Genomic DNA, 26,365 nt, shown 5'->3' on the forward strand with positions numbered 1-26,365 from the left:
GGGGTTACGCAGGCGTCAAAGACGCGAGATCCGATCTTGCAAGGCGGCCAGCGCGGTCAGCTTTTCATCGGTATGTTTCTTCGAATGCGATGCCCGGCTTATGGCCGAGAGACAATTGGTACGCGCGTGATCGTTCGTCCCCATTCATCGGTGACAACGATAGAAAAGCCAGACCAGTCGCCATCCTGCGCCAGCTCACGAGCAATGGTCAGTCCGCATTCCGCAGCGTGGGCGGGCGAGAGGAAAACGCGACCGCTTTCGTCGGGATATTTCGCTCCATTTTCGATATGAAAGAAGAAGCGGCTTCCTTCTGCGGGTTTCGTCGTTTGGGGATCGCCAACTTGATGGCCCCCATTCAGGCGATCGTGATGGCAGCGCGCCGCATACCTCAGGGGTTCCGTGATCGCGGCGATCAGGGGTTCAACATCTTGAGAAAAGGGGCGTCCGATCCGCTGGTGAACGCCAAGAATGACGGAATGGCCCGCAGTGTCCGAGAGCCGCGTTCCCAGGATATCGCGAACGCCGCAGCTCAGCACAAAATCATTGTACCACTCGCTTCTCCGCAAAAGTGCCTCTGGAAGACACGTTGTGAGCATGGTCCAGCGTGCATCGAGCAGAGGCGAGTATGGATCGAGCGCGGCGTAATGGTCGACGTAGCGGGGCTTGAACTCGGCACTGAGACCGCAAAAGACGGCTTCGTCGACCGTACCCGTCGTCTTGTTCGTGACAATGAGCGCCGCACCCGCCACGCCCGCCTTATCCATCAGTCTTTGAAGCGCTTTTGGCCAAGCATCCCGTGACATTGCTGCGTCGCGAAGTGCCGAGAGAAGTGACTGCATGATCCGTGACCTTCAAAGAGAAGAGCAGAGCCCGAACGCGCAAGCTCATGATAGCCGTTCAATCGCAAAGGCATCAATGCGGGCGTTCGGAAGCTGTGGTACGCATCGCCTGAATGTCTCGCAGCAGGCAGCGCAGCCCATACATTTGATCCAGCAGATACAGGACCAGCGCGATACCTTCGTCGTTGACGCCCAGGTCGCCCTTGAGATCCTGGATGAGGCGCGCACGGGCGAGATCCTGCTCGGAAAACTGATGCCCCGGTGGTTGCACTACCAGCCATTCCGCACTCACCCAGGCTTCAATCGTGGAGGAATCGAGGTGAGATCGATCGGCGAATTCCTGGAGCTGCATTGTCACACTCCCATCGATTGTCTTGGGCTATCAGAAGGCTGCCACTCACTTACAAACCGTTCGAGATCCCGGTCCGGCTTTTTCGGCAGAACCAGCTTCAGCGTGACGTACTGGTCCCCTCTGCTGCCATCGGCCCGCGGCACGCCGCGTCCCTTGATCCGAAGAACTCGGCCCGAGCTCGACCATTTTGGCACAGAGACTGCGACTGCGCCGCTCACGGTTGGTACCTTGAGCTTTGCGCCCAGCACGCCTTCTTTCAATGAGATCGGCAGGTCCAGGTGGATGTCGTCGCCTTTGCGGACGAAGTAGGGGTGGGGCAGGACACTGATCTCGATCAGGGCGTCGCCTGACGGACCGTCTCCGGCTCCCCGACGACCCTTACCTTTCAGGCGGAGAATCTGGCCGTCGCTGGTGCCGGGAGGAATGTTGACCTCGAGCGTACTCCCGTCGGGCAGGACAATGGATTGCTTGCCGCCGTTGACCGCATCGAGAAAGTTGAGCTCAAGGTGATATCGGACGTCAGCCCCGCGCCCGCGCCGGGTGGTGCGGCCGGCACGTCCAAAGATCTCGGAGAGAATATCATCGCTGCCGGCGAAGTCACTGAAATCGGCAAAGCCCGCACCACTGGTGTAGCCCGTCGAACCTTCCCGATCGGCGAAATCCCGGTAGTATCGACGGGGCTGCTGCTCGGTACCTGATGCATCGATCTCACCGCGGTCGAAACGGGCGCGCTTGTCCGGATCGCTCAGAAGCGTGTAGGCGGCGGAAAGCTCCTTGAATTTGTCCTCCGCCGACTTGTTGCCGGGATTGAGATCAGGATGCAGCTTCTTCGCGAGCCGCCGGTAGGCCTTTTGAATGTCGGCCTCTGTCGCGTCTTTCTTGACGCCCAGCGTTGCATATGGATCTGCAGCCAACACCAGCTCCTGTTTACGCGTCGGCCCGAACCAGCGGACCGCCGTTCATTGTTGCGGGGGTGACGGCGATTCTGTTCTAGGCGGTTTGGCGACAACGACCCTGGCCGGCCGCAACAGACGGTCGTGAAGCATGTAGCCATTCTCCAAAACGTCCGCGACGCTCCCGGGAGGCTGATCGGACCGATCGGTTTCCATCACTGCTTCGTGCTTCATCGGGTCGAATGGCCGATTCAGAGCCTCGATTTCTTCAACACCGAAGCGTTTCAGGATCTGCGTGAGGATACGATTGGTGGCGACGACTCCGCCCAGCAGGCCATCGTCCTTGGCTCCCTGCTCCGGCGAGCCGGTGTCGATGGCGCGCCGCAGATTATCCGCCACCTGTAGCAGTTCGCGGGCAAAGTCGGCGATGGCATATTGCCTGGCGTCTTGGACCCGACGCTCGGCGATGCGCCTCGTGTTCTCGGCGTCCGCAAGTGCACGCATCAGGCGGTCGCGCTCGGCGGTGCTCTCCTGCGGCTGGTCGCTTTCCTTGTGCTCACCTGCGGGAAGCTCGCCGAGCCCATCTTCCATGGTCTTGGTAGCCATGTCGTGCTCCATCTATCGCGTTCGGCCGGATCGGAAGGCTTCAAGAAGCCCTCCGATCGCCGGGGTCGACTTCTTCGAATTCCGCGTCTACGACGTCCTCGCCGCTGCCAGACGATCCCGCCTGTCCCCTGCCGGCAGCGCCGCCTTGGGACGCCGCGCGGTTCAAGGCTTCGCCGATCTTGGATGCCGACTGCTGCAACCGCTGGGTTGCCTGCTGGATCGCTGTCACGTCCTCGGCGCTCATCCGTTGCTTTGCCTCGGCGATCGCCTGCTCAATCTCCCTCTTGACGTCGGCGGGGATCTTTCCTTCGGAGTCCTTCAGGGCCTTTTCGGTGCTGTAGACCACCGCGTCGGCCTGGTTGCGGGCTTCGATGAGCTCCTTGCGCCGCTTGTCCTCATCGGCGTGGGCTTCGGCCTCCCTGACCATCCTCTGGATGTCCGCCTCGGTCAGGCCGCCGGACGCCTGGATCCGGATACTCTGCTCCTTACCGCTCGCCTTGTCTTTGGCCGATACGTTGACGATGCCATTGGCATCAATATCGAAGGTCACCTCGATCTGCGGCACGCCCCGCGGTGCCGGCGGGATCCCGACCAGATCGAACTGTCCAAGCAGCTTGTTGTCTGCTGCCATCTCGCGTTCACCCTGGAAGACCCGGATCGTGACCGCGGTTTGATTGTCCTCCGCTGTCGAGAATACCTGGCTCTTTTTGGTCGGGATCGTGGTATTGCGGTCGATCAGCTTCGTCATGACGCCGCCAAGGGTCTCGATGCCCAATGACAGGGGTGTCACGTCGAGGAGCAGGACGTCCTTGACGTCGCCTTGGAGAACGCCGGCCTGGATCGCGGCACCGACCGCGACCACTTCATCCGGGTTGACACCCTTGTGAGGTTCGCGTCCGAACAGCTTCTGCACGGTCTCCTGGACCTTTGGCATGCGGGTCTGACCCCCGACCAGCACGACTTCGTTGATGTCCGATGGCTGCAGGCCGGCGTCCTTCAACGCTGCCTTGCACGGATCGATGGTGCGTTGGATCAGATCGTCGACGAGCGCTTCAAGCTTGGCGCGCGACAGCTTGATATTGAGATGTTTCGGTCCGGCCTGATCTGCGGTGATGAAGGGCAGATTGACGTCGGTCTGGGTGGCGCTGGAGAGTTCGATCTTGGCCTTCTCGGCCGCATCCTTGAGCCGCTGCAGGGCGAGGCGATCTTTGCGGAGGTCGATTCCATTTTCCTTGCGAAACTCGTCCGCCAGATAGTCGATGATCCGCTTGTCGAAATCCTCTCCACCGAGAAAGGTGTCGCCATTGGTTGCCTTGACCTCGAACACGCCGTCGCCGACTTCCAGGATCGAGACATCGAACGTGCCGCCACCGAGGTCATAGACCACGATCTTGCCGCTGCCTCTCTTGTCGAGGCCGTAGGCCAGGGCGGCCGCAGTCGGCTCATTGATGATGCGCAGGACTTCCAGCCCGGCGATGCGGCCGGCGTCCTTGGTTGCCTGGCGCTGCGCGTCGTTGAAATAGGCGGGGACGGTGATGACGGCCTGTGTGACGGCGCCGCCGAGCGTGGCTTCCGCGGTTTCCTTCATCTTGGTGAGGATGAAAGCGCTGATCTGGCTCGGGCTGTACTTCTTACCCCGGACGTCGACCCAGGCGTCGCCGTTGTCGCCCGGCACGATGTGATAGGGCACCATGGTCTTGTCTTTTGCTGTGATCGGGTCGTCGTAACGCCGGCCGATCAGTCGCTTGATGGCATAGATCGTGTTCTCGGGGTTGGTGATACTTTGCCGCTTGGCCGGCTGCCCGACCAGGACTTCGCCATCGTCCGTGAAGGCAACCATGGACGGCGTGGTGCGCCCGCCTTCGGCATTCTCAATGACCCTCGCTTTGCTGCCTTCCATTACGGCCACGCAAGAGTTGGTGGTTCCGAGATCGATGCCGATTGCTTTTGCCATGATCAGGTTCCTTCGATTTAAATACGGCGGACGGCTGTGACGTCCTGGATGTTCGGCGACGGGGGGCGAGACGCTTCGAGTCGTGCTGTGAGGAGAGAACGGGCTCTGGCGTCTCGCCGCGCCAACGGTCAAGCAGCTTCCTTGACCTCGATCTTCTTTGGTTCTGGCTTTGCGGGCTTTGGAATCGTGATCTTCAGGACGCCGTTGGCCATCGTCGCCTGGACGGACGACGGGTCGATGCCGGGCGGCAGCTGCAGCACGCGAAGGAACACGCCATAGCTGCGTTCGCTATGCTTGACATTTTTGTCACTCTTATCCTTGCCGCCGTCCGTGCTCTGCTCCACCTTCTTCTCGCCGCGGATCGTGAGCGTATCGTCCTCGATGGAGATGTCGACGTCCTTGCGCTCGAGTCCCGGCATTTCGGCGGTGACCTCGATCGCCTTGTCTGTTTCCGCGATCTCGATGCTTGGCACGAGCTGCTGTCCGTTGGGGCCTAGGCTCTGCGAGAACTCGCTGAACAGGCGGTCGATTTCCCGATGCAGGCCGAACAGGCCGAAGTCGGGCCGCATCAGCATTCCTGCATCACGAGACGGGACCAGTGAACCTAACCTCATTTTGACTTCTCCTTCTGAGTTTGAGATGCGACCAATCTAGGGGCTCACGACGATGCGATCGTCGACCCTGCTCACGCCGGGCGCCGACCAGGCGACGCGCTCGGCTTCCTCGCGTTCGATCCAAGAGCGAACCGCGCCCTTGAGAACCACTTCGCTTCCGTTCGCCTCGACCTGGATCCCGTCGGCGTCGACTTCGGCATTTCGTTTGAACGCGTCCTGAATCTTCTGCTTGAGCTCGGAGGGCTCGACATTCGGCTCGACCATGATCACGTTGAGGACGCCCTTGATGCCTTTGACCTTGCGAACCGCGTTTTCAGCTACGGTTTTTTGATCTTGCCGTTCAGCAGAGCCTTCGAGCGTGATCCAGCCGTCTCTGACGATCGCCTTGATCTTGTCGTGGGAGATCGGAAGCTCTGACACGAGGGCCGCCACCGCGTCGCGTGCGATCTCAGGATCCGGGCGCTGTTCGATGGATGGCAGCCGAACCTCGATGTCGTTGGCTACTGCGCGAACGCCCGCGACCCGCTTCGCCGCGGATTCGGCCTCAAGCCGATCGGGGTAGCTGTGGGTGAAGCCCGCAAGCGCCACAACACCGTCCTTGACCGAGACGGCAATGTCATCGGCATCGAGGTCCGGGTTCCATTTCAGCTCGTCGCGGACATCACGTTCGATCTCAGTGTCTGACTTCACGACCGGCTCCTGGCGTATGCGAGTGGCATTATCGGCACGGCTCCGTCATTGCCGCCACGGGGCAATTTACGCGCGATGAGCAAGCGGGCCATGACGACCGTCAACTTCCGTCTCGAGTTTCTCGCTTGAGCTTCTGAAGCCGGACGGGCTGAAGATCGCCAAAGATGATCTTTGTGGACGGTGTGAGAATGGCTGGGCGAAATGACGCGGGCGCAGCATTTGTCGCGGCCCGTTTACGGTCGCCCGAGGCGTTCGTCACCCAGCCAGGGATCCGGACGAAGTAAGTGCAGTGGTAGATCCTCCGGCCGCTTTTCCAGATCGATTTCATGAACGTGCACAGCCTGCCCGCCATGCCGCATCAGAATCTCCTGGGCCTGAGCTTCCTTCTCAGGTGCGCGAACCCGAACCCAGATCAAGAGGCCATCCCATTCTGCAACCGGCTCCAGGCCTCTGACGCGCTCGCGGCGCAGTAGTCGGTATATGGGAACTATGACGACGGCACCTGTGAAGATCCCGATCAGGATCGACCACATGGCGACTGCCATAGACTCATAGCCTTTGATTATCAGGAAAAGAGCGGAGCCAACCGCTGCGATGCAACCGAGAACACTGCTGGCGACGGCTTCAACGCCAAGCAAATCGTCGCCACCAAAGAAGGGCTGTCTCGGCGCGGCCGGCAGGTCGGCGAGATCGGCCGGAGTAATGACCGCGTAATTCAGCCGTCGCTGCACTTCGTCGGGAGACGCGCTGATGTCGATGTCGGAGCGATCGAATCCTGAAAGAAGAAGATCCTGGGCCGCGTCATCGAGCGCACGTCGCGAGTGAAACACAGCGGTCACCTCGCGGGTGCGGGTCCGGTCCAGGATCGTGTCGGTTGATCTTGACGTCGACATATGACGTGACCGTCAAGAGGATCGGTAGTGGAATTCCGATAGCTTCTTGAGCTCTTCTTTGGATGCGCCAGGAAGAGTGATCTTGCTGCCGGTGTCATCGATGACGAGGCTATCAAACGGGACTGCGACCAGATGGCCGCCTACGCCGAGAAAGCCGCCGACCTGCAGAATCGCGAAGTCGAGTTGTTTCTTATCTTTGGCGGCAATCACGTCGTCCAGGCTTCCAATCTTCTCATTCTTGTCGTTCATGACGGTGCTGCCGATCACCTTGCTCATGCGATAGCCCTGAGCGACGACGCTTAAGTCAACCTTGACGAGAGCTACGCCAGCCTGCGGCAGCGCGGGATTGCTGCTGAGGACGGCCAATATTCCGGCAAGCGCCGCCAGGCCGGAATATCGCGTCCACTTCGCCGCGTTCTGTCGGCACGGCGTGGCTGCGCTGATGATGAGTTTCGAAAGGGGACGGGGGATGGTCGTGGTTGCTTCCATGTCTCGCTCCTGTGACTGTTAGTGGGCTTAGCGAGTACACCCTTTGAATCACGGGTGCGCTGACCGTTGTCAATTCGCAGATCGCTTAATCGACACCGCGGCTGAATGCCTCGATTGTCCAACCGTCATTGCTGCGCACATGCGGCAGCCTGCGCCTGGATCGACGTGAAGTCATAGGGACCATTGTGCCGTAGTCCGATGGCGCAAAAGCAGGGGGCGATGACTCCGTCGCACACATCGCCATGAGAGAGCGACGGACCTTGTCCGCGATGCTGCGCGGTCAGGAGGGCGTCCTGCAGGGCATCGCCGGGCCGTTACGTGTTTCTACGTACGAAAACTTCCCAAGTTTACGCGGTTATATTGCTGATAGTTGACTGCCGACGAGCGGATCGTTCCTCCCACCGAAAGTGCGCCGAAAAAAAGGACAACGAGATGAAGCCGATAATCCACCCAGCGGACTATTATCGAAGGATGCTCGCCGCACAGCCGCACGCGCTGAAGGGGCTCGATGGGTCGGCGGCAATTGTCAAATTGAACCGCGACCAGCAGGTTCCGGAAGACAACGGCACCGCGGGACATTGGTACTACGTGATTGCCGGCGCGGTACGATGGTCGACTATCCGCACCGATGGACGGCGGCAGATCCTGGACCTGATGCTGGTGCGGGATTTCTTCTTTGTCGGGAACAGCCAGAGAGAAGTAGCGATCGAGGCCGTTACGGAAGAGACCGTGCTCGCGGGCTATTCCGGGGCGCGGCTAGAGAATCTCGGCGAGCGCGATCGCCAGTTCGCAAGAGAACTGAGAGAGATCACCTTTCAATCGTTAGAACGTACCCGACAGCAGCTCATAGTCCTCGGGGGTGTCACGACGGCGGACAAGGTGAGTGCGTTCCTGCTGCTGCTTGAGGACCGCTACGGAGACCAGCGAGGAGACATACGGCTTCCGATCACGCGGTATGATCTCGCCGAGTACCTCGCCGTGTCCGTGGAGACTGTGTGTCGTGCGTTTTCAGATCTGCAGCAGCGCGGTGTCATTGCTCTAATTGGGATTCGAACGGTCCGAATTGTGGATCGCGATGCACTGGAGCACCAAATCGGTAGAAAGTATCCGATCGCCGGTTCTGCCATGATCGCTGCCTAATTGCGCTCCAGGGCGCGGACTCATAACGCGCGTCCAACCACAGCTGGATGGAGGCGAGTTAGACGAAGGCAAGAGTTGGCGGCGAGCCTGCCGTAGCGCGCCGCCCACAGCGATAGAGCGGACGTAAGCGCGGTTGTCCTGCAAGAGTAATTCAAAAAGGAATGGCCGTTGCTCGACCTCTGGTACAAGAACGCAGCAATCTACAGCCTGAACGTGGCCACCTACAAAGACGGCAACGGCGATGGTATCGGCGACTTCAAGGGATTGGTAGCGCAGCTCGACCATATCGCCCAGCTGGGAGTGGATTGCCTGTGGTTGCTTCCATTCTATCCAAGTCCAGGGCTCGATCATGGTTACGACGTGACGGACTACTACAATGTAGCGCCCGCACTTGGAACGCTCGGTGACTTCGTTGAATTCAGCCATCAAGCGCGCCTGCGCGGTATGAGATTGATCATCGATCTGCCAATCAACCATACTTCTGAGCAGCATCCATGGTTCCAACAGGCGCGCGCTGATCATCGGTCGGCATTTCGCGAGTACTATGTCTGGTCAGACACGGAACCGGAAGACAGCACGGAGGGCGTCGTATTTCCGGGCGTGCAACTGAGTGTATGGACTTACGATCTTTGCGCCCGAGCCTGGTATTATCACCGCTTCTACCAGCACCAGCCCGATCTGAACATTGCATCTTCTGCCGTTCGCGAAGAAATCTTCAAAATCGTTGGCTTTTGGCTTGAACTCGGCGTGTCGGGATTTCGCATCGACGCCGCCCCCTTCGTTGTGGAGGAGATACGCCCGGACCGTCCTCCAACGCGCCGATACGAGTTCTTCGGAGAGCTGCGTGACTTCTTGTCATGGCGCAAAGGTGACGCTGTATTGCTGGCGGAAGCGAATGTTGCCCCTTCCGAACTCGACCACTACTTCGGCAGTGGATCGCGCATACACCTTCTATTCGCGTTTCTTCTAAATCAGCACCTGTTTCTGGCGCTCGCGCGCGGAAGTGCCGAGCCCCTGCAGTGGTGTCTGGCCGCACTGCCTCGGTTGCCCCCGTTCGCTCAGTGGGCCCAGTTCTTGCGCAATCACGACGAGCTTGACCTCGGGCGCTTGAAACCTGAAGAGCGTGAGGAAGTCTATGCTGCCTTTGCCCCGTCCCGAAAAATGCAACTTTACGGACGCGGAATTCGTCGTCGTCTGGCCTGCATCCTTGGCAATGACCGCCGGCAGATCGAACTCGCATACAGCCTGCTCTTCAGTCTCCCTGGCACACCGGTCATCTATTACGGAGATGAACTGGGAATGGGCGACAATCTCGCGCTTCCGGAGCGATGGCCGGTGCGGACTTGCATGCAATGGACGGATGATGAAAGCGGTGGATTCTCTACTCACCCGGCGGCCGGATTGCGTTACGACATGATCCAAGAGGCCGAGTACGCGCCGTCCAAGGTCAACGCTGCCGCCCAGCAGCGCGATCCGGACTCTCTTTACAACTGGATGCGGCGCCTCGTCGAATTACGCAAGTCCTGCACGGAAGTTGGGTGGGGTGATCTGAGTTTTCCGAACGCGAATTCTCTCTCCATTCTGGTTCAGAAATTCGAGTGGGAAGGTCAGTCGGTGCTGATATTGCACAACCTGTCGCAGTCCGAGTGCCGAGCGCAAGTCGATGACTTCCCGGCGGCGCCCAAGTTAACTGATCTATTCGGCAATCGCGTGTACTCATCGAACTCCTGCGGGGACTCGACGATCGAACTCGACGGCTACGGATATCGTTGGTTTCGGGTCGACCAATGAACGCGCTCCGACTGATATACGCGGCCCTCGCCAGGGTCCTTCGCTGATGCTCGCCGGTCTGAATGCTGGCGGCCGGAGCGCAAGCGCCATTTGGGAGTGATTGAATGAAGATAGCTCAAATTGCTCCGCTGGCCGAAAGCGTCCCGCCGAAGCTCTATGGTGGAACGGAAAGAGTGGTCGCCTGGCTCGTCGATGCACTCGTCGGACTCGGGCAGGACGTCACCCTCTTTGCGAGCGGCGATTCCAGGACCCGCGCCACACTTTGTCCCGTTTGGCCCAAAGCCCTTCGCCTTGGGCGACCACGCTCAGACCCCACCGCGGCTTTGGCTGCCCAACTGGAAGCAGTATCCGATTGCTCCAATCAGTTCGACGTGATTCACGCTCACATCGACTGGCTACATCTGCCTATCCTCAAGCGAGCGGGCGTACCATTCATCACAACGATGCACGGCCGGCTGGATCTGCCGGGATTGCCAGCCGTGGCCAGCAAATTTCCAGAAGCTTGCTTCGCATCCATCTCGGATAATCAGCGCATTCCGCTCGCCAACGCAAACTGGTGCGGAACGGTGTATCACGGTCTGCCCATCGACCAGTTCCGTGCGTCATTTGCTGCCGGATCATACCTGGCGTTTCTCGGGCGCTTGACCGCCGAAAAAGGCCCTGAAGATGCTATCCGCATCGCTCTCGCAGCAAGAATGCCGCTTAGGATTGCTGCCAAGGTCCCTCGCGCCGAAAGTGGGTACTTCAGAGAGAAGATAGAGCCTCAGATCGACGGCATACAAATCCAGCTCGTCGGCGAGGTAGATGACGCCTCGAAACAGCCGTTCCTTGCAGGAGCCGCTGCTTTGCTCTTCCCAATCAAGTGGCCCGAGCCGTTTGGACTAGTGATGATTGAGGCCATGGCCTGCGGAACGCCGGTCATCGCCTACCGGTCCGGTTCGGTGCCTGAGATTATAGAGGAAGGCGTGACAGGCTTCATCGTCCAAAATGAGGACGAAGCAATCGAGACCGTGACGCGGCTTGGGCAAATCGATCGCCGGCGCGTACGCGCGAGCTTCGAAGAGCGTTTCACGGCGGAGCGGATGGCACGGGATTACTTGCGCCACTATCGCGCCCTCGCAGCCCGGTAAAACTGGACCTTCCATGTATCGCTTCTGGGTCAACGGCGCTGTGCGGATGGTCCTGACCGTGCCTAGGCATGCCCGATCAGCCGAAGAAAGTGGATCAGATGGAAGCAAAAATGCCGCTCAGTGAAACCGCCTGCGAGATCCTCGCATTTTTTCGTGCAACACACCGAAAACCCGGTGCCCGCATGACTATCGCGACTCTTGATTCACACTTCGGGACCGATCCCAGCGTTGCGGTCGCCGTTTCCGAGTTGAAGCAGCTTGGATACGTCGGCGTTCCGGACTCGGGGACAGTCGAACTGACGGATGTAGGGTTCGACGCAATCCAACGTGACGTTTCATAGACCGATTGTCTGGCCTTGTTCCGAACACCCACCCGCCAGTCCGTTCTTCCCCGTTTCTGGCCTGAAGCTCTGGCGCGACTGTGCTGTCGGCTAACGGCCGCATAGCGCGGCGAGGCAATCAGGGCAGCAACGGCGTCGCCGTCGTACCAAGATGCGCCGCAGCGGCCCTGACGCGCGCTCCATGCCTACGGCGCCGATCCGCAAACGCCAGCGCATCGATCGACGGTCGCAGCTTGTAGCCTGCGGCAGCCAGCCGGGCGCAGAGCTGCGGCACGGACGCTGCTGGCGTATCGTCAACTAGCGGATCGAGGCCGATCACGCGGTTTAATTCGTCAATGAGCCGCAACCCTTCGCTGCGAAGGAGAACCGCGGGAGCTCGGCTGCCCGGATCATCGATCAGCAGTTCGAGGATGAGCGCGAGGTCCATCATTGCCCCAAGGGTCGCCGGCCATCCGGCGCCTACCGACGCCGACCTGAAGTAGATCAGGGTAGGGTGCGAAGCATGGCTTTGGAGCACCGGTGCGCACCAGTCGCGCCCGCCATAGAGAACGCGCCTGATTTCCTCGGGTGAGTCGAGGTCCGCGTAACGTTCCAGCAGTCCTAGCGCAGACGGCGGCTCGCCTGCGGCCGTCGTGAGCTTCAAAATCCCGGAGTCGCGGCGAGATATGCCCTCCTGCACCTCGAGCAAGTAAGTCACCGCCATCGTGAGGACCGACAGGCCTGAGAAGCCGCCAAAAACCAGGACCCAGCGCGCGGGCCCGTGCGCCTCGATGCCGCTCAGGCCGACGGTACAGAGGGCGCTTCCGGCGATGAACAGCGCCTGCTGGAAATCGGGAGACGGTGAGAACCAGTCGCTCAAAGCATACGCAGCTAGTCCGAAACCCAGCCGGAGCAGGCCCATCCAGATGAGAAAGGATCCCATCAGGATCGCTGGTGCGAAACTGGTCGAAACCGCCTTTTTGCCGCGACGTGCCCACTTCCAGATCGGGACCGCCACCACGAGAAGCCTGCGCGCAACGCGCAAGGCGCCTCTGCTCTCGCCAGGGACCACCACCGTGTCGAACACGTCGCGCAGAGTAAGAACGACCAGAACGGCACCCGCGACAATCTCGATCGTTCGCGCGATCATGACGAAACGCCCTCAGAGGCGGGCGAGAGCCAAGTTAACACGTCAGGTCTCGTTGCGGGTCACGAGCATCGCGGCAGATGACCAGCGCGGCAATCAGAAAGGTTCCGGCGGACATCGTCCGATTGCCGTGCTCATGTCGGACCAAAGGCATCGGATCACTTCCGATTGTCGAGCATGAATGCCGCAGTTGTGTCTTCGTTCCGACGCTCCGGGCCGTTCCTAGCAAGATCACTCGACACGAGCGGCGGTACGCTGTCTGGTTACGTCCGCTGTTGGCCCCATCCGCGAAGATGCGCTGACGGAACCCCGCTCGTCGCTCACGCCGCCACAGCGGAGGTGCCTGCCTGCTCGTTCTGTCGGGCGCGCAACTTGAAGGACAGGACGACCAGCGCAATACCAAAGGCCATCGCGTAAGCTCCCATCCACCACGTCAGCACCACCGCCCCGATCAGCGGCATGGCGACCAGCAGCGCGCCATAAACGAGCGACAACAAGCCGCCCAGAACCATCCACCAGCGGCCATGATCAAGCTTGAGGCGAAAGCCGGCAGCCAGCATCAGCGCGCCTGAGATGATCGCCCAGGCGGCGACCATAAAAACAAAGGCAAGCACTGTCAGGCCAGGCCAGATAAAGGCAGCAACGCCGACGGCGATATTAAGAAGGCCTTCAAATATCAACAGTCCCCATTCATCCTTTCGTCGCATCGCACGAACGGCGGAAATGATTCCAGCTATGCCGTCGACCAACATGTAGGCCGAGAAGAACAGCACCAGCGAAAGCATGGTGGGACCCGGAAAGAGAAAAGCGAGCAATCCGAAGATAATTCCGAAGATGCCCCGCAGGAGGAACAGCCACCAATTCTTGGCAAGCATCGCGGAGGCAGAGTCGATGTTAAGGTCAGCATTGCTGTTGAAGGTCGTGCTGGTCATGTCTAACTCCAAGAATAGCCGTCGGTTCCGGGTCCGACCATAGTAGCGGCCTGCCGCGACGACGTGCCTTGACAGCTATCAAGCTTTGCTCGCTGCGAAACTATTCGAATGGCGATTACTAGTACTCCTAGATCGCCGTACCGCCGCTTCGTGAGCAGCATGATGAGCCACAGCGCAGAGTACTTTGTGTCGAGGCAAGGAGAAGAGCATGCCGAAAGACCCTCCCATGAACGGGGTTGAACCCGAGAAGTCAGAAGATGACATTCAACGCGAGCTGTTGGGGCCGCGCGGCGTTCCCGGAGCGCCAGACCCTGCCAAGATGACGCCGCAGCGCGCCAAGAAGACGCCGCTCTACTATTTGGACCCAGGCCACCCTTCGTAGAGGGGACGAGTTCTTGCAATCACGTGCCGTGAACTATTGGCAGTGTGTTCCAAGGACCTCGCTTGTCTCGAGACGTAAGTGCGCCTTGTGGCCTTCAGGCGGCGAATAACGCTCTGTGATCGGGACGTTGAGCTTCGGTGTACTGCGCCATTGAGGTGCTCAAAGTCGCGGAGCCCGGCAACGGCGCCATATCGCGTCAATGTGATGCCTGATGCGCCGCCTTCCGTTCGGTCGTGGATCCGCGCCGGCGACAGCTGATCTCTCATTTCGCGTGGAGAAAGAAAGGACCGCGCAGCTGAGTGCTGGCGGTCCAAGTCAAGGGAGGACGCCCGGGAACGGGCAGCGAGGGTGGGACACCTCGCACTTGGATCATCGCAAGCGCCAAAGGGCCGTGCATTGATGGTTCTCAATTGGATCGCGTAAAAAATGAGCGTGGCACTATGAGCGCCGGACATCTGCTGACAGCAGTCAAGGCGGAAGAATATTCACCGGCCATATGGTCCAGTGCGGTCCCGGCTGACGGCTAGGCCCGACAATGCGCGTCAGGCCAGCGAAAGGAAGAGGGCGAAGGCGATCATGTCGATTAAGGATGAATTCCAGGAGACGAAGAGCGAGTTCGGGTTGACGTCACTTTATCAATGGTTTGAGCACGCTGTAGTGCTCTTCCTGACGTTCCTGATTGCGATCGTAGTGGTCGCGGCGGTCTGGACACTGAGCCTGAAGATATTGTTCGGGCTGGTGCTGGCGGGCAGTCTGGATCCGTCTGATTTCAGGGTATTCCAGGCCGTTTTCGGCATGATCTTTACCGTGATCATTGCGTTGGAGTTCAAGAAGTCCCTGTTGGTGGTGGCTGAACGTCGAGAGGCAGTGGTGCAGATCCGGTCCGTGATCGTGATCGCGCTGCTTGCCATCTGCCGAAAGATCATCATTCTCGATTTGAACGAAACGGATGCCCTGCACACGCTGGCATTCGCGACCGTTATCCTCGCGCTGGGTGTGGTGTATTGGCTGATACGCGACAGCGATTGCCGACGGGAAGAAACAGCCTAGAGGAAAGAGCCACGGTGGCGCTATGGGCTGCCGAGAAGGCAGTTTTCCAAGAGCTGCCTGACTGGCGCCTGAAAGCACGATCTCCCCGCGTGGATCGTCGAGCTTGAGGACACGGAAGGTAATTGCGACGAGATGACGACCGGGGCCAACGCGATCGCTGACCGCGAGGATGGCGTAGATGTTGCCATCCTTGCCAAAGATGAAGTCGCTGATCCTTACGATCATTTCGCCCTTGTTGGCTTGAGGGCTTCAGCCCAATAGCCTCTGGCGACCTCCTTTGACTCCGTCGGCGTCAGGGCGATTTCCTGATCTGCGGCTCGGCCGAGCCCCTGGAATAGGGCTGTCAGAATCAGACAGCTCGTTGCGTTCTGCCAGAACGGGCCGCGGCCGGACCTTCTCCATCGGCAAGCGGCCCGGTCGCTCCCTGTTACCGTGGACATCGAAAGTCAACGAACAGCCCGCAAAAGATTGACCTTTGCCAAGGCGCCGTTCTTCTGGGTCGCTTATTTTCGTGGACGAAAGAGTAGCGCCACCGTTTTCAAGCGGATCCTATGAGGAGCAAGCCATGGCCGCAACCAACCGTGCAGTCACGTTTCTAGGGCCTTACAAACTGGAGGTCCAGGACAGAGGATATCCGAAGCTTGCGGACCCCAAAGGGAAGAAAATCGAACATGCTGTTATTCTAAAGCTGATCACGACGAATATCTGCGGCAGCGACTTGCACATCTATCATGGCCGCTTCGCTGCACCCTCAGGAATGCAGTTGGGTCATGAGAATACGGGCGAAGTGGTTGAGGTGGGCTCGCATGTGGAGCGCATCAAGGTTGGTGACATCGTCTCTGTGCCTTTCAACGTTGCCTGTGGCACATGCCGGAACTGCAAGGAACGTCATACCGATGTTTGTCTCAACGCCAATGAGGAGCTCGGATATTGCGGAGCGTACGGCTTCAACCTGGGCGGATGGCAGGGCGGCCAAGCCGAATACATGATGGTGCCCTGGGCGGACTTCCAGCTTTTGAAGTTTCCTGACAAGGAGCAGGCGATCGAGAAAATCAGGGATCTCACTCTGCTATCGGACATCCTGCCCACCGGATATCACGGTTGTGTCGAGGCGCGCGTCGGCACGGGTTCAACCGTCTACATTGCCGGCGCCGGCCCGGTCGGACGTTGCGCTGCGGCCAGCGCACACTTGCTCGGAGCCTCCTGTATTATCGTCGGCGACCACAACAAGGCGCGGCGCGATCTCGTCAAGAACGCCGGTTACGAGGTTGTTGATCCCTCGAGCGCCACGCCCGTTCCCGATCAGATCGAGAAGATCCTCGGCAACGGCTCGCGCTGGGTGGACGCCGCCGTAGATTGTGTCGGACTGGAATGCCACGGTTATGGGCCGGACGGCAGCGGAAAGAACGAGGAGGAGGCTGTCCTCAACATCTTGATGGAGGTGATCAAGCCCGCAGGCGCCATGGGCATCCCTGGCGTCTATACCAATCTCGATCCGGATGCACCGAACGAACTCAACAAGAAGGGCTTCATGACCTTAGGTTTCCCCGCGGCTTGGGTCAAATCGCCATCCTTCACCGCCGGTCAGTGTCCGGTCATGCATTACAATCGCGAGCTGATGATGGCCATTCTTTGGGACCGGCTGCCGTATCTCACGGGACTTCTAAATACCGAAGTCATACCACTCGAGAGGGCGGTAGAAGCATATCAGAGCTTCCATGACGGATCGGCCAAGAAATACGTGATCGATCCACACAACACCACCAAGCTCGCATCGACGAGGGGGACCGGTGAACGCGTACATGCGCGAGCTTCCTCTTGACCTTCGCTTAGACAAGGAGATGAACCATGGCCGGATCACTTCAAGACTACAAGATTGCCATTCTTGCCACCGACGGGTTCGAGTACGTCGAATTGGTCAGGCCGCGGAAGGCGCTTGACGACGCTGGCGCCAAGACCAGCCTCGTTTCGCCGAAGACTGGCCGCGTTCACGGCTGGAATTTCACCGATTGGGGCGATGAGCTGTCCGTCGACGTGCAACTCGACCATGCGAGTTCGGCGGATTTCGACGCATTGCTACTGCCCGGCGGCGTCATCAATCCTGATTCCTTGCGGATGCAGCCAAAGGCGGTCGCGTTCGTGAAAAGCTTTTTCGATGCTGGCAAACCAGTGGCGTCGATCTGTCACGGCCCATGGACCATCATTAATGCCGATGAAGCGCGCGGCCGGCGCATGACATCCTGGCCGTCACTCGAGATCGACCTTCGAAACGCCGGGGCGTTGTGGGTGGATGAGGAAGCGGTGACCGATCAAGGTCTAGTGACCAGCCGAAAGCCTGACGACATACCGGCTTTCAACCGCGCAATGATCGATCTGTTCAGTCGGGCGCGGCAGCCTGCCGCGGCTGATTGAAGCGAGAGCTCAATCTCGCCAATCCAATCTACCAGCAGGTCGCTGCCGAATGCGAACCCGAGGTGTGATTTCTGAAGGTCGATACCGATCCGCAAGTGGATCTTGCCGCGTAGCATCCGCAGCATTCCCACTTTGATGCTGTTCCAGAACGGAAATGTCGCGGCTCAAGCAATGTCGGCGTGTCGCGATCCGATATGACAAACTCGCAGCCCGATTTTGGTTACGTGCTAAGGAGTCCGCGCCCTAAGCCGCTTTCTTTTTGCGCTTCACATAGTGGCCTTTTCGGTCAGGCGGCCCGACGCGCGTCAAGGCGGTCCAGCATGGTGAGTCGCTTGCCGGGAAGGTTTCGATCAAGCTTTCCTCCAGCAACTCTTCGTCATTGGCCTTCTCGGCATCACTGACCAGACGATCCTGTGGCGGACCATCCGATTGGCTCGGCTTGCGTGTGGCGGAAGTCATAAAAATGTCACCTATGCCGGAGTTCCCGCCGTGCTGGGCGTGACCGCATGCCGATGCCTGGAGCGGAGCTGGAACGACAGAATGATCAAAGAGATACCGAATACGAGCGCATAAGCGCCCATCCACCACGTGAGCACGACCGCACCGATGAGTGGCATAGCGATCAGCAGCGCCCCGTAAATCAGCGAACACAATCCGCCCACCACCAACCACCATCGTCCATGACTGATGTTCAGTCGGAACCCGGCCGCCATCATCAATCCACCCGAGATGATGGCCCATGCAGCGACCAGGAGCACGAACGCAACCACGGTGAGGTCGGGCCAGAGGAGAGCGACGACGCCAACAGCGATGTTGAGGAGACCCTCGAAGATCAAGAAACCCCATTGGTCCCGGCGGCGCATTGCACGGACCGCGGAAATGATGCCTGCCACTCCGTCAAACAGCATATAGGCCGAGAACAATATCACGAGGGACAACATGGTTGGTCCGGGAAAGAGCAAAGCAGTCAAGCCAAACAGGACTCCGAAGATGCCGCGAAGATTGAACAGCCACCAGTTTCGCGCGAGCCCATCGCTGGCAGCGACGGACGAGGTATCGACGGGTGAATTCATTGTGTCTGGCCATGGCATTCTCCCAACTTGAAGCATACGGGACCATAGCCTTCGCGCACTGACGAGGCTCAATTCAGAATGCTCCTTTCGGCAGCAAGTTCTAGCGTGTGATCCATGCGGCTAGGGTGTGCGCCGACGATCAGTAACAAGCAATGCGAAGGTTCGGACCACCGTGTCAGTGCCCGACATAAACCGGCAGCTTTGCGAGCGAAGTGCGGCTTGCGCCCGGCAGAACGGCATAGTCGGGCGACTCGTCCAGCTTGAATTGACGGAGTGGAATCGCCACGGGATGGCCAGGCAGGCCCGTCGAATCGTCTACCGCAACGACCACATAAATATTGCCGTCTTTGCCGAAGATGAAGTCGCTGATTCTTCCTATCCTGTCGTGCTTGTCGCCGACTACAGACCGGAATTTGAGCGCCTCGGCGCTATAGCCTTTGGCGACCTCCGTCGCCTCCAGAGGCGTCAGCCCGATCTCTTGGGCCGCTGCGCGATCGATCTGCTTCGAAAGCGTGACGACGGCCAAGGTGGCTGCCAGGAGCAGCGGGAGGTGAGACGTCTTCATCAAAGCTCCTTCGCCTTCAAGGTTGGGCCAGGCCGTTGGCGAGGCACTGGTAGTCCTACCGATCCTGGTTGCCGGCGGTCGACCCTGTGGTGGCCGGCTCGGTGACAATTTCGGATATCAGCTTGGTGTCGGGGTCGATGAGCAGGATACGGTCTGGCAGTTTGACAAAGAGCAGCTCCTTCGCCTCGGGGACCTGGTCAACGACATTATGCGGCATGGATTGCGCCGACATGGACTCCGGAACCTTGTCACCGACTTGCGGCTGCGCGCCAGATGGCGCGGATTGCGAGGGCGTGCTGGAGAGGCTATTGCTGACCATCTGTTGCTGTGCCGGGTTCAGCGCCCCCTGAGCGTTGTTGCTTTGAGGAGTGTCGCTTGCGTTCTGAGCTGTGGCGACGGTACCGCCGAGAATCACGAGCAAAGCGCCGGAACAGAGAAGTCGGTTCATGGTGGTCTCCTTGATTGTGATGGATCCGAGCCGTACCTTTCGGGCGCGTCACAGCGATGGCTACTGAATAAGTGACGACACCATTGCGTCGGTGAAGCACGTGCTGTGTCGGCGACCATTGCAGCCGGGACACTTGCGCGCGTCAGCTCGGTTGTCACTCTAATCTCCGCGCGGCGCGGGGATCGAGCCTTGATTGTTGTCAAGCTGTCGGCAGTAATTTTCCACAGACCGAAGCTGGAGTTCGACTGCCGCTTCACGAGTGCCCTCAGAACCAGAGTGCCATCGGCTAAGCCGGATGTGGCATGAGGGGTGATGCCGATTTGAAGTAACTCCGCTCGCGCTCCTGGTCATTGATGTTCATCGCAGGACTATGCTCGCAGACTCCCTCGCGGCGGCGCTGGCAGTTGATGGTCGTCAATGTGCGCAGAGGCATGTGGTTGTAGTCTGTCTGCCGCAACCGGTCGTTTTTGCGGCGAAACACTCGTGAGTTATTATGCAGCTTCATGAACTCACACCGAGCAATGACGGTGGGCTTCGGTCGATCGGCACGTTGGAGCCAATCTTCGATTCACGCGTCCGGGCGATCACCCAATCAGCTATTGCGATCGGGGTAGTGCTCTTGGCGCTCTGGGTTGCGCGTGGGTTCCTGGTGGCGCTGACCTGGGCAGCGTTAATCGCCATTGCGATCTGGCCGGTTTACATTCATTTCGCGCGGCTGATCTCCAGCCGTCGTTCTTCCTTGTTAGCTCCGTTGCTGTTTACGCTTCTGACCGGGCTTGTTCTGCTTGTGCCCCTGATTGTGGTGGCGCATCAGATTGCCCAGGGAAGCGGCGCTTTTCTACGTGCGCTCGACCGCCTGCGTGAGAGTGGAATTGCAGTCCCGATCTGGCTTGCGCAGCTGCCGATCGCCGGCCAGCAGCTCGAGCTCTGGTGGCGCACCAACCTCAGCAATCCCGACGTTCTGAGGGAATGGCTTCGCGGTGTGAATATCGAAAATCTCACGTCGTGGACGGGCGCCCTCGGGGGCGCGCTGTTGCATCGTCTATTTCTCTTTGCAATTACGCTGATCGCACTATTTGTAGCGTTCCGTGATGGCGTCTGGCTGGCGGATCGCGCCATGACCACCGCCGGCGATCTAATCGGGGATCCTGGCGCGCGCTTGATAAGCAGGATCGCCGATGCAATCCGCGCCACAGTGAACGGGACGATCGCAGCTGCGATCCTGAAAGGCGCCGCCATCGGTGTCGCGTATGTCGCGACGGGAGTGCCGCATCCGCTGCTGTTCGCTGCTGTGACGACGGCGTTGGCGATGGTGCCTCTAGGCGCATGGATCGCGCTCACCACGGCTGCACTGATATTGGCTTCTCACAGCAGTACGTTGCTGGCGCCCGTAGGCCTAATTGTTTTTGGCGCAGCGATCTTGCTGATCGGTGACAATCTCATTCACCCGGCGCTGATTGGAGGCACTGCGCAGCTACCTTTCCTGTTGGTACTGATCGGAATCCTCGGCGGGGTGGAATCGTTTGGATTGATCGGTCTCTTTCTCGGCCCGGTGATTATGGCGGCTCTGCTCACCGTTTGGCGTGAATGGATTGGCGTCGAGACCTGACGAATAGAATGCCGAGACACTCATCAGTTATCGAACCCGCCTTCCTGTTTGATCTCGATGGCACGCTGGTTGACAGCGTCTATCAGCATGTTCTTGCATGGAAGGAGGCGCTCGATGCAGAGAGCATCGAACTCTCGGTTTGGCGCATCCATCGCAGGATAGGAATGAGCGGAGGCTTATTCATCAATCAGCTTCTTCGCGAAACCGGCATTGAAATTAGCACTGAACGCGTTGAGCGGCTTCGCCGCGCCCATGCTGCCGCTTACCGACAGCAGTCGAATCGGATTCGGCCTTTGCCTGGAGCTCGCGAATTGTTGAAGTGGTTGTCGCAGGCCGGCATTCCGTGGGCGATTGCGACCAGCGGCCGTCTGGAAACCGCAGCCGTCAATCTGAATTCGCTTGGGGTCGATCCGGATGTGGTTCCAGTCGTGACGCGTGATGACGTCAAATATGCCAAGCCCGACCCGGATTTGTTTTTGGCAGCTGCCGAACGGCTGAGCGTTCCCATCGAAACCGCATTCGTTGTTGGCGATAGTATCTGGGACATGTTGGCGGCGATCCGATGTCGCGCGTTGGGCGTAGGTCTTTTAAGCGGCGGCTACGGGCCGGACGAGTTGCGACAATCCGGAGCGTTCCGCGTCTATGAAGATCCAGCAGATCTCCTGGGTCGCATCGACGAGGTTGCGGGTCGACGCTGAAGACGGGCTCCAGCAGCTCGAGGCGACCGAGCTGTATCCCGACAGTCTGGCCCCCTCTCGCTCTTCTGCAAGCGGTGGAGCAGGAGATTCCGTCGACGCTGTTGAGGAACTCCGGCTGGAAGTTTGCCCGCACAGCTCACCTGCTCGCGCAGGCTCAGGGTCCTCGCCTGGAGGCCAAGCGGCTCGTCGGGTTCTCGAGGGATCAGATTTGAGCTTGCAGCATATCCTTCGAGAAGCGGGCTGCTCAGGATGAGGGAGCGGGCTAAGCGCCTAAGCCGCGCTCTTCTTGGCGGTGGAAGCCTCGGTGAGGACGCCCAGGATGTCGCTCTCCTTCATGATCAGCAGATCCTGGCCGTCGAGCACGACCTCATTGCCAGACCACTTGCCGAATAGCACGCGGTCGCCCACCTTGAGATCGACAGGGATTAGCTTGCCGGCTTCGTCGCGGCCGCCTGGGCCTACGGCGGTGATCTCGCCCTGGGAAGGCTTTTCCTTGGCTGTGTCGGGAATGATGATGCCGCCCTTGGTCTTCTCTTCGGCTTCGATGCGCTTGACCACGACGCGGTCATGGAGCGGACGGAATTTCATGAAGTTCTCCTTAGCTGTGTTATTTCTGGCATTCGGAATGCGCGGGTGCGAGCGGCCCGTCACCTAAGGTTGTGGCACCCACACAGAATGTCTTCGGCGCCCGAGAAAGACTTGGTTTCCACGGTGACGAGCTCCCATTTGGTTTGTCCGATCGGCCGGCGCCGCGTCTCCGGTACTACTCAGGCGTTCCGGGTCCAGGCGTTGCCACCTTTCATGGCCTGACCCTTGATCCGTAATCGATCAAGGAGAGCGTTCGCAACGGCTTCCGAGGATGCCGGATTTTGTCCCGTGATCAGATCGCCGTCGCAAACGGCATAGGGCTGCCACTTGTCTTTCCGGGAATAGTTGCCGCCGTTGTTCCTCAACATATCTTCGACCAGGAACGGTACGGCGTCCGTCAGTTCAACTGCAGCCTCCTCGAGGTTGGAAAACCCGGTGACCGATTTGCCGTCGACAAGTGGACGGCCATTTGAAGCCATGGTGGAGCGCAAGGCGCCGGGCCCATGACAGACGAGGGCCAGAGGACGACCCGTGCGGAACATGGTTTCGATCAACGCGATTGAGTGGGGGTCATTGGCGAGATCCCACAAGGGGCCGTGGCCTCCTGGGTAGAAGGCGGCATCATGGTCGCGGGCCGATATGCTAGACAGCATCCGGGCGTTCGCCAGCTCGGCTTGCGCGTAACCGTCGCGCCGAAAGCGAATAGTCGCCGCGGTCTCCGCCTCGGGCCACTCGCTTCTTGGATCGACCGGCGGCAGGCTCCCTCGGGAGACGCAAGTGTAAGAGCGATGCCGGCATCCCTAAAGATGTAGTAGGGCGTAGCGAACTCATCGAACCAGAAGCCCGTCTTCTTTCCAGTGTCTCCAAGTCGGTCGTGCGAGGTTAGTACGATCAATATCTTCACCTCAAGGTTGCTCCTGTTCAGCGCCTCCGTGGCACTGGAGCATCAGGCATCATTGCTTGACGTTCATTGATGGCCATCAGTTTTGCCGTCCAAGTTCACACCTACGCTTATCGATCGGCGCAGGCCTTTGGTTGTCGTCGCGGCTCCTTTGCAGCTAGGAATAATCCGTGAAACTCTTCTTGCCTGATTGCTGCGCATAGTGTGGCCGCCATTCGATGGGCCGGGATATCGCGGAAACGTGTGGCCTCTCACCCCAACCCTCTCCCCGAGAAGAACGGAGAGAGAGAGAGCAGCCAGCCTTAGTCGATCACCTGGACGATCTTCTGCTGATGCGGGTCAACCAGCACTGCTTCGTCGCCGATAGCGAGATAGCGGTAGTTGGCGAGCTCTGGATGGTTGCGCGCCAGTTCTTCCGGCACCGGCTGTAGCGACAGACAGTTCGACGCGGAGGTTCCGCCTCCGCCTGCTGAAGGCGAGGTCGAGCCGACCGTCGTCGAGGAGTTGCGCACCAATTCCCTGAACCGCCTACGCGTCTCATCGTCTATGACAACCCGGTCGCGGCTGTAAGCGGCCGTCCTGGTGTAACCCGGTCCGTCGTCGAGAATATCGACGACCTCGCGCCGTCGCGGATCGATAATGGCAACGCGATTATCGATCACCGTGTACTCGTAGTCCCGGTATTGCGGCATGATCCGCACGATATCGGGCGGCAACCGGCGCGCCTGCACGCCCCGCGGCAACCGCGTGCCAACATTGACCTGGACATTGAGATTCTGGTTGGTGGCAGTCCTGTCGCGCCGCAGTTGATCGACGACTTGCCTGCGCTGATCGTCTTTGACCGCACCCGAGGAAGTCTGGCGGTTCGATTGATCCGGCGCCTCGCCGGTCTTCTGGGTCTGTGTGTTGTCGGCCGGCCGCGAACTCTGCTGCGGCGAGGACTTGGACGGCTGGGCGGCCTGATCGCGTTGCTCCTTGCGATCGCGATCGATCTGCTGCTGGGTCTGCTGCTGCTTCGTATCGGCCGGCCTGGTGGCGTCCTGCGCGCGGTCCTGCTTGGCTTGACCTTCGCGGCCCCGCAGCTTTTCCTCAGCCTGTTGCTTCTGGTCGGCAGCCGGCTTGGCATCGCGGCCCTGCTGCAGGTCCTTCTGCTGCGCCGTGCTCGAGGGTACGCGTTCGCCACGGCCGGGCTGATCCTGGCTCTCACGGGTCGGCTCCTTGGAGTCGCGGTCCTGCGGCTTCTGCGCCTCCTTGCTGCGCTCGGCCGGTGACGGGGCCTCACCGCGCTGCATGTCCTTGGCGCCGCCCTTCGGCTCGGACTGCGCGCGCTCCTTGTTGCGATCAGCCGCGCCGCCGCGATCCATCTCCTTCGACTGGGCGGATGGACGCTCCATTTCCCTAGACTGAGATGCCGGTGACTGGGCGCGTGGGCTCTCCTCGCGCTTCTGCGAACCTTCCGGCGATTGCGCAATGGCGGGACCGGCGCAAATCACCAATGCCATCGCCGTCGTGTAAAGCCAATTTATCCTCATGGGAGACTCTCCTGTTGGTCCCCCCACCCGTCGGGTAATCTAGGTTGCTGGGTTTGGTTCCACCATGACGACGGTCAACCGGGGCGAGGCGATCCACCGCAGCCTGCTCAAAAGCGCGATCAGCACCTCACTAGTGCTTACGCAATATCGGATCCGACGATCCAATAGTACCTGACTTCCCAATAGTCGTAGACGTCCTGATTGCGGGTCCGAGTTGTTTGCTCCCAGTTTTCGCCTGGTTCGATTTTCGGGGCGTTCTTTAGCTCCTCTTCGGTGATGTCGACTTGGAAGCCATCGGGCTTTTCGTTGTAGGTCAGCATCGACCAGGGTATTGGATACTGATCCTCGCCGACGCCGAGGAAGCCGCCGAAACTCAGGATCGCGTAGGCGATCTGGCCGGTGAGCTTGTCGATCATCAGGCGCTCGACTTTACCGATGCGCTTGCCGCGTAGGTCAAAGACAGGCATTCCTTCGACGCTGTCGCTAGATATGAGAGACGAAGTCTGCTCTGGTGCGGGTTGCTCCCAATAGCCATAGACCTCTTCGTCGCGCTCGCGGTTCGCTTGCTCCCAGCTTTCCCCTTGCTCGGTTTTCGGAGCGTTCTTGAGTTGCTGTTCGGTGATGCCCACGCGGTATCCGCCGAGCCTCTCATCGAAATCCAGCATCTGCCAGGGAATCGGGTAGTGGTTCGCGCCGATACCAAGGAAGCCTCCAAAACTTAGGACGGCGTAGATGACGCGACCGCCGGATTTGTCGATCACGAGATGTTCGACCTTTCCGATACGCTTTCCCTGTGCGTCGTAGACAGCAGTTCCCTCCACGCGGTCACTTGCGATCAGTGAGGATGTAGTTCCGCGCTCGGTCGCGGATGCGCGTTGCGTTGTGGTCACCATATCGTCTTCTCCATTGCCAACCGTGCTGCCTTTGCAAAGCTCAGTTGCTTGGCCCCCGGTTCGCTAATTGTTGGCCCGAGGGTTTTGCACTCTATTGCAGCACCTACGCTACAATCGCGCTCGCTGCATTGACGCCCGTCATTGCAGATACTGGTCGGCCTTGGTCCGGGTTCGGAAAGGACGGTTTCATCCAGCAACTCTTCTGGACACCCAAAGCGAATGCGGGCTGCATTCGGCGCGGGCGCCATCGTCGGGGCAGAGCTGCACACGGCGCTTGCTAACGGCCCAGACCTCTCTAGTGTGCGAACTGCGAGGCCAAAGGGCGCGGTGCGTAGCCAATATCCACACGAGACCGCAAGCGCTTTTGCGCAGCCGCGGCAATGATCTGCCAGGTTGACTGTTATCAAGGTCGGCGCCGGTGATC

The 26,365-nt window shown here is 59.6% G+C and carries 27 protein-coding genes and 3 pseudogenes; 10 read left to right on the forward strand and 20 right to left on the reverse strand.

Translation table 11 applies throughout. From position 1 onward, the window contains the following. Positions 1-98: 98 nt before the first annotated feature. The 9 genes from FOM02_RS46305 to FOM02_RS46345 all read right to left on the reverse strand — a co-directional run bounded on the left by FOM02_RS46305 (position 99) and on the right by FOM02_RS46345 (position 7,330). Positions 99-839, reverse strand: coding sequence for a DUF6894 family protein (locus FOM02_RS46305; RefSeq protein ID WP_265441346.1), 741 nt, complete (start codon positions 837-839; stop codon positions 99-101). Positions 840-912: 73 nt separating this feature from the next. Continuing rightward, the gene (locus FOM02_RS46310) at positions 913-1,191 is read right to left on the reverse strand and encodes a chaperone modulator CbpM (protein ID WP_265441347.1); all 279 of its coding nucleotides are present in this window, start codon (positions 1,189-1,191) and stop codon (positions 913-915) included. Positions 1,192-1,193: 2 nt separating this feature from the next. Next, positions 1,194-2,105: a DnaJ C-terminal domain-containing protein gene (locus FOM02_RS46315; RefSeq protein ID WP_265441348.1), complete on the reverse strand. Its 912-nt coding sequence runs from the start codon at positions 2,103-2,105 to the stop codon at positions 1,194-1,196. A gap of 45 nt (positions 2,106-2,150) precedes the next feature. Next, on the reverse strand, positions 2,151-2,690 hold the full coding sequence (locus tag FOM02_RS46320) for a nucleotide exchange factor GrpE (RefSeq protein WP_265441349.1): 540 nt from the start codon (positions 2,688-2,690) through the stop codon (positions 2,151-2,153). 40 nt (positions 2,691-2,730) lie between these two features. Beyond that, positions 2,731-4,644 (reverse strand): molecular chaperone DnaK, encoded by a 1,914-nt coding sequence (gene dnaK / locus FOM02_RS46325; protein WP_265441350.1) that lies wholly within the window; start codon positions 4,642-4,644, stop codon positions 2,731-2,733. A 128-nt stretch (positions 4,645-4,772) separates the two neighbouring features. Further along, positions 4,773-5,258, reverse strand: a complete 486-nt coding sequence (locus FOM02_RS46330) for an Hsp20/alpha crystallin family protein (RefSeq protein WP_265441351.1) — start codon at positions 5,256-5,258, stop codon at positions 4,773-4,775. A gap of 36 nt (positions 5,259-5,294) precedes the next feature. Continuing rightward, positions 5,295-5,948 (reverse strand): BON domain-containing protein, encoded by a 654-nt coding sequence (locus FOM02_RS46335; RefSeq protein WP_265441352.1) that lies wholly within the window; start codon positions 5,946-5,948, stop codon positions 5,295-5,297. 233 nt (positions 5,949-6,181) lie between these two features. Further along, a complete protein-coding gene (locus FOM02_RS46340) occupies positions 6,182-6,841 on the reverse strand; it encodes a hypothetical protein (RefSeq protein ID WP_265441353.1) in 660 nt (219 codons plus the stop codon). A 12-nt stretch (positions 6,842-6,853) separates the two neighbouring features. Beyond that, positions 6,854-7,330 (reverse strand): PRC-barrel domain-containing protein, encoded by a 477-nt coding sequence (locus FOM02_RS46345; protein WP_265441354.1) that lies wholly within the window; start codon positions 7,328-7,330, stop codon positions 6,854-6,856. A gap of 432 nt (positions 7,331-7,762) precedes the next feature. On the opposite strand from FOM02_RS46345, the gene FOM02_RS46350 reads away from it, so the two are divergent. From FOM02_RS46350 to FOM02_RS46365, 4 genes are all read left to right on the forward strand, one after another. After that, entirely contained in the window at positions 7,763-8,470 is a 708-nt protein-coding gene (locus FOM02_RS46350; RefSeq protein WP_265441355.1) for a helix-turn-helix domain-containing protein, read from the forward strand. Positions 8,471-8,638: 168 nt separating this feature from the next. Continuing rightward, positions 8,639-10,261: an alpha-amylase family protein gene (locus FOM02_RS46355; RefSeq protein ID WP_265441356.1), complete on the forward strand. Its 1,623-nt coding sequence runs from the start codon at positions 8,639-8,641 to the stop codon at positions 10,259-10,261. Between the two features lie 104 nt (positions 10,262-10,365). Then, positions 10,366-11,391 (forward strand): glycosyltransferase family 4 protein, encoded by a 1,026-nt coding sequence (locus FOM02_RS46360; RefSeq protein WP_265441357.1) that lies wholly within the window; start codon positions 10,366-10,368, stop codon positions 11,389-11,391. A gap of 68 nt (positions 11,392-11,459) precedes the next feature. Continuing rightward, positions 11,460-11,732: a hypothetical protein gene (locus FOM02_RS46365; RefSeq protein WP_265441358.1), complete on the forward strand. Its 273-nt coding sequence runs from the start codon at positions 11,460-11,462 to the stop codon at positions 11,730-11,732. 118 nt (positions 11,733-11,850) lie between these two features. On the opposite strand, the gene FOM02_RS46370 is transcribed toward FOM02_RS46365, so the two are convergent. Both FOM02_RS46370 and FOM02_RS46375 read right to left on the reverse strand, forming a co-directional pair. Beyond that, complete coding sequence (locus FOM02_RS46370) at positions 11,851-12,861, reverse strand: hypothetical protein (protein ID WP_265441359.1); 1,011 nt, start codon at positions 12,859-12,861, stop codon at positions 11,851-11,853. A gap of 317 nt (positions 12,862-13,178) precedes the next feature. After that, positions 13,179-13,790: an HdeD family acid-resistance protein gene (locus tag FOM02_RS46375; RefSeq protein ID WP_265441360.1), complete on the reverse strand. Its 612-nt coding sequence runs from the start codon at positions 13,788-13,790 to the stop codon at positions 13,179-13,181. A 958-nt stretch (positions 13,791-14,748) separates the two neighbouring features. On the opposite strand from FOM02_RS46375, the gene FOM02_RS46380 reads away from it, so the two are divergent. The 4 genes and pseudogenes from FOM02_RS46380 to FOM02_RS47470 all read left to right on the forward strand — a co-directional run. Continuing rightward, complete coding sequence (locus tag FOM02_RS46380) at positions 14,749-15,222, forward strand: phosphate-starvation-inducible PsiE family protein (RefSeq protein WP_265441361.1); 474 nt, start codon at positions 14,749-14,751, stop codon at positions 15,220-15,222. Between the two features lie 565 nt (positions 15,223-15,787). After that, positions 15,788-17,044, forward strand: a complete 1,257-nt coding sequence (locus FOM02_RS46385) for a glutathione-independent formaldehyde dehydrogenase (protein WP_265441362.1) — start codon at positions 15,788-15,790, stop codon at positions 17,042-17,044. A gap of 26 nt (positions 17,045-17,070) precedes the next feature. Continuing rightward, positions 17,071-17,634, forward strand: a complete 564-nt coding sequence (locus tag FOM02_RS46390; RefSeq protein ID WP_265441363.1) for a type 1 glutamine amidotransferase domain-containing protein — start codon at positions 17,071-17,073, stop codon at positions 17,632-17,634. Between the two features lie 157 nt (positions 17,635-17,791). Then, a pseudogene (locus FOM02_RS47470) lies at positions 17,792-17,881 on the forward strand (IS5/IS1182 family transposase); the annotation flags it as partial. On the opposite strand, the gene FOM02_RS46395 reads toward FOM02_RS47470, so the two are convergent. From FOM02_RS46395 to FOM02_RS46410, 4 genes are all read right to left on the reverse strand, one after another. Beyond that, on the reverse strand, positions 17,878-18,093 hold the full coding sequence (locus FOM02_RS46395) for a hypothetical protein (protein ID WP_265441364.1): 216 nt from the start codon (positions 18,091-18,093) through the stop codon (positions 17,878-17,880). The pseudogene FOM02_RS47470 and the gene FOM02_RS46395 overlap by 4 nt on opposite strands. 11 nt (positions 18,094-18,104) lie before the next feature. Continuing rightward, entirely contained in the window at positions 18,105-18,707 is a 603-nt protein-coding gene (locus tag FOM02_RS46400; RefSeq protein ID WP_265441365.1) for an HdeD family acid-resistance protein, read from the reverse strand. Positions 18,708-18,882: 175 nt separating this feature from the next. Continuing rightward, a complete protein-coding gene (locus FOM02_RS46405; protein WP_265441366.1) occupies positions 18,883-19,272 on the reverse strand; it encodes a PRC-barrel domain-containing protein in 390 nt (129 codons plus the stop codon). A gap of 55 nt (positions 19,273-19,327) precedes the next feature. Then, entirely contained in the window at positions 19,328-19,720 is a 393-nt protein-coding gene (locus tag FOM02_RS46410) for a hypothetical protein (protein WP_265441367.1), read from the reverse strand. A 493-nt stretch (positions 19,721-20,213) separates the two neighbouring features. On the opposite strand from FOM02_RS46410, the gene FOM02_RS46415 reads away from it, so the two are divergent. Together FOM02_RS46415 and FOM02_RS46420 are read left to right on the forward strand one after the other, a co-directional pair. After that, positions 20,214-21,329 (forward strand): AI-2E family transporter, encoded by a 1,116-nt coding sequence (locus tag FOM02_RS46415; RefSeq protein WP_265441368.1) that lies wholly within the window; start codon positions 20,214-20,216, stop codon positions 21,327-21,329. Between the two features lie 8 nt (positions 21,330-21,337). After that, positions 21,338-22,027, forward strand: a complete 690-nt coding sequence (locus FOM02_RS46420; protein ID WP_265441369.1) for an HAD family hydrolase — start codon at positions 21,338-21,340, stop codon at positions 22,025-22,027. Positions 22,028-22,297: 270 nt separating this feature from the next. On the opposite strand, the gene FOM02_RS46425 is transcribed toward FOM02_RS46420, so the two are convergent. The 5 genes and pseudogenes from FOM02_RS46425 to FOM02_RS46445 form a co-directional block, all read right to left on the reverse strand. Further along, positions 22,298-22,615 (reverse strand): co-chaperone GroES, encoded by a 318-nt coding sequence (locus FOM02_RS46425; RefSeq protein ID WP_265441370.1) that lies wholly within the window; start codon positions 22,613-22,615, stop codon positions 22,298-22,300. A 179-nt stretch (positions 22,616-22,794) separates the two neighbouring features. Beyond that, positions 22,795-23,519 (reverse strand): annotated as a pseudogene (locus FOM02_RS46430) (type 1 glutamine amidotransferase domain-containing protein). Between the two features lie 299 nt (positions 23,520-23,818). Continuing rightward, positions 23,819-25,048, reverse strand: coding sequence for a DUF1236 domain-containing protein (locus tag FOM02_RS46435; RefSeq protein ID WP_265441371.1), 1,230 nt, complete (start codon positions 25,046-25,048; stop codon positions 23,819-23,821). 137 nt (positions 25,049-25,185) lie between these two features. Further along, entirely contained in the window at positions 25,186-25,539 is a 354-nt protein-coding gene (locus FOM02_RS46440; protein WP_265442281.1) for a PRC-barrel domain-containing protein, read from the reverse strand. 33 nt (positions 25,540-25,572) lie between these two features. After that, a pseudogene (locus FOM02_RS46445) lies at positions 25,573-25,941 on the reverse strand (PRC-barrel domain-containing protein); the annotation flags it as partial. Positions 25,942-26,365: the final 424 nt, after the last annotated feature.

This window comes from Bradyrhizobium sp. SEMIA (assembly GCF_014844175.1).
Classification (GTDB): Bacteria; Pseudomonadota; Alphaproteobacteria; order Rhizobiales; family Xanthobacteraceae; genus Bradyrhizobium; species Bradyrhizobium arachidis.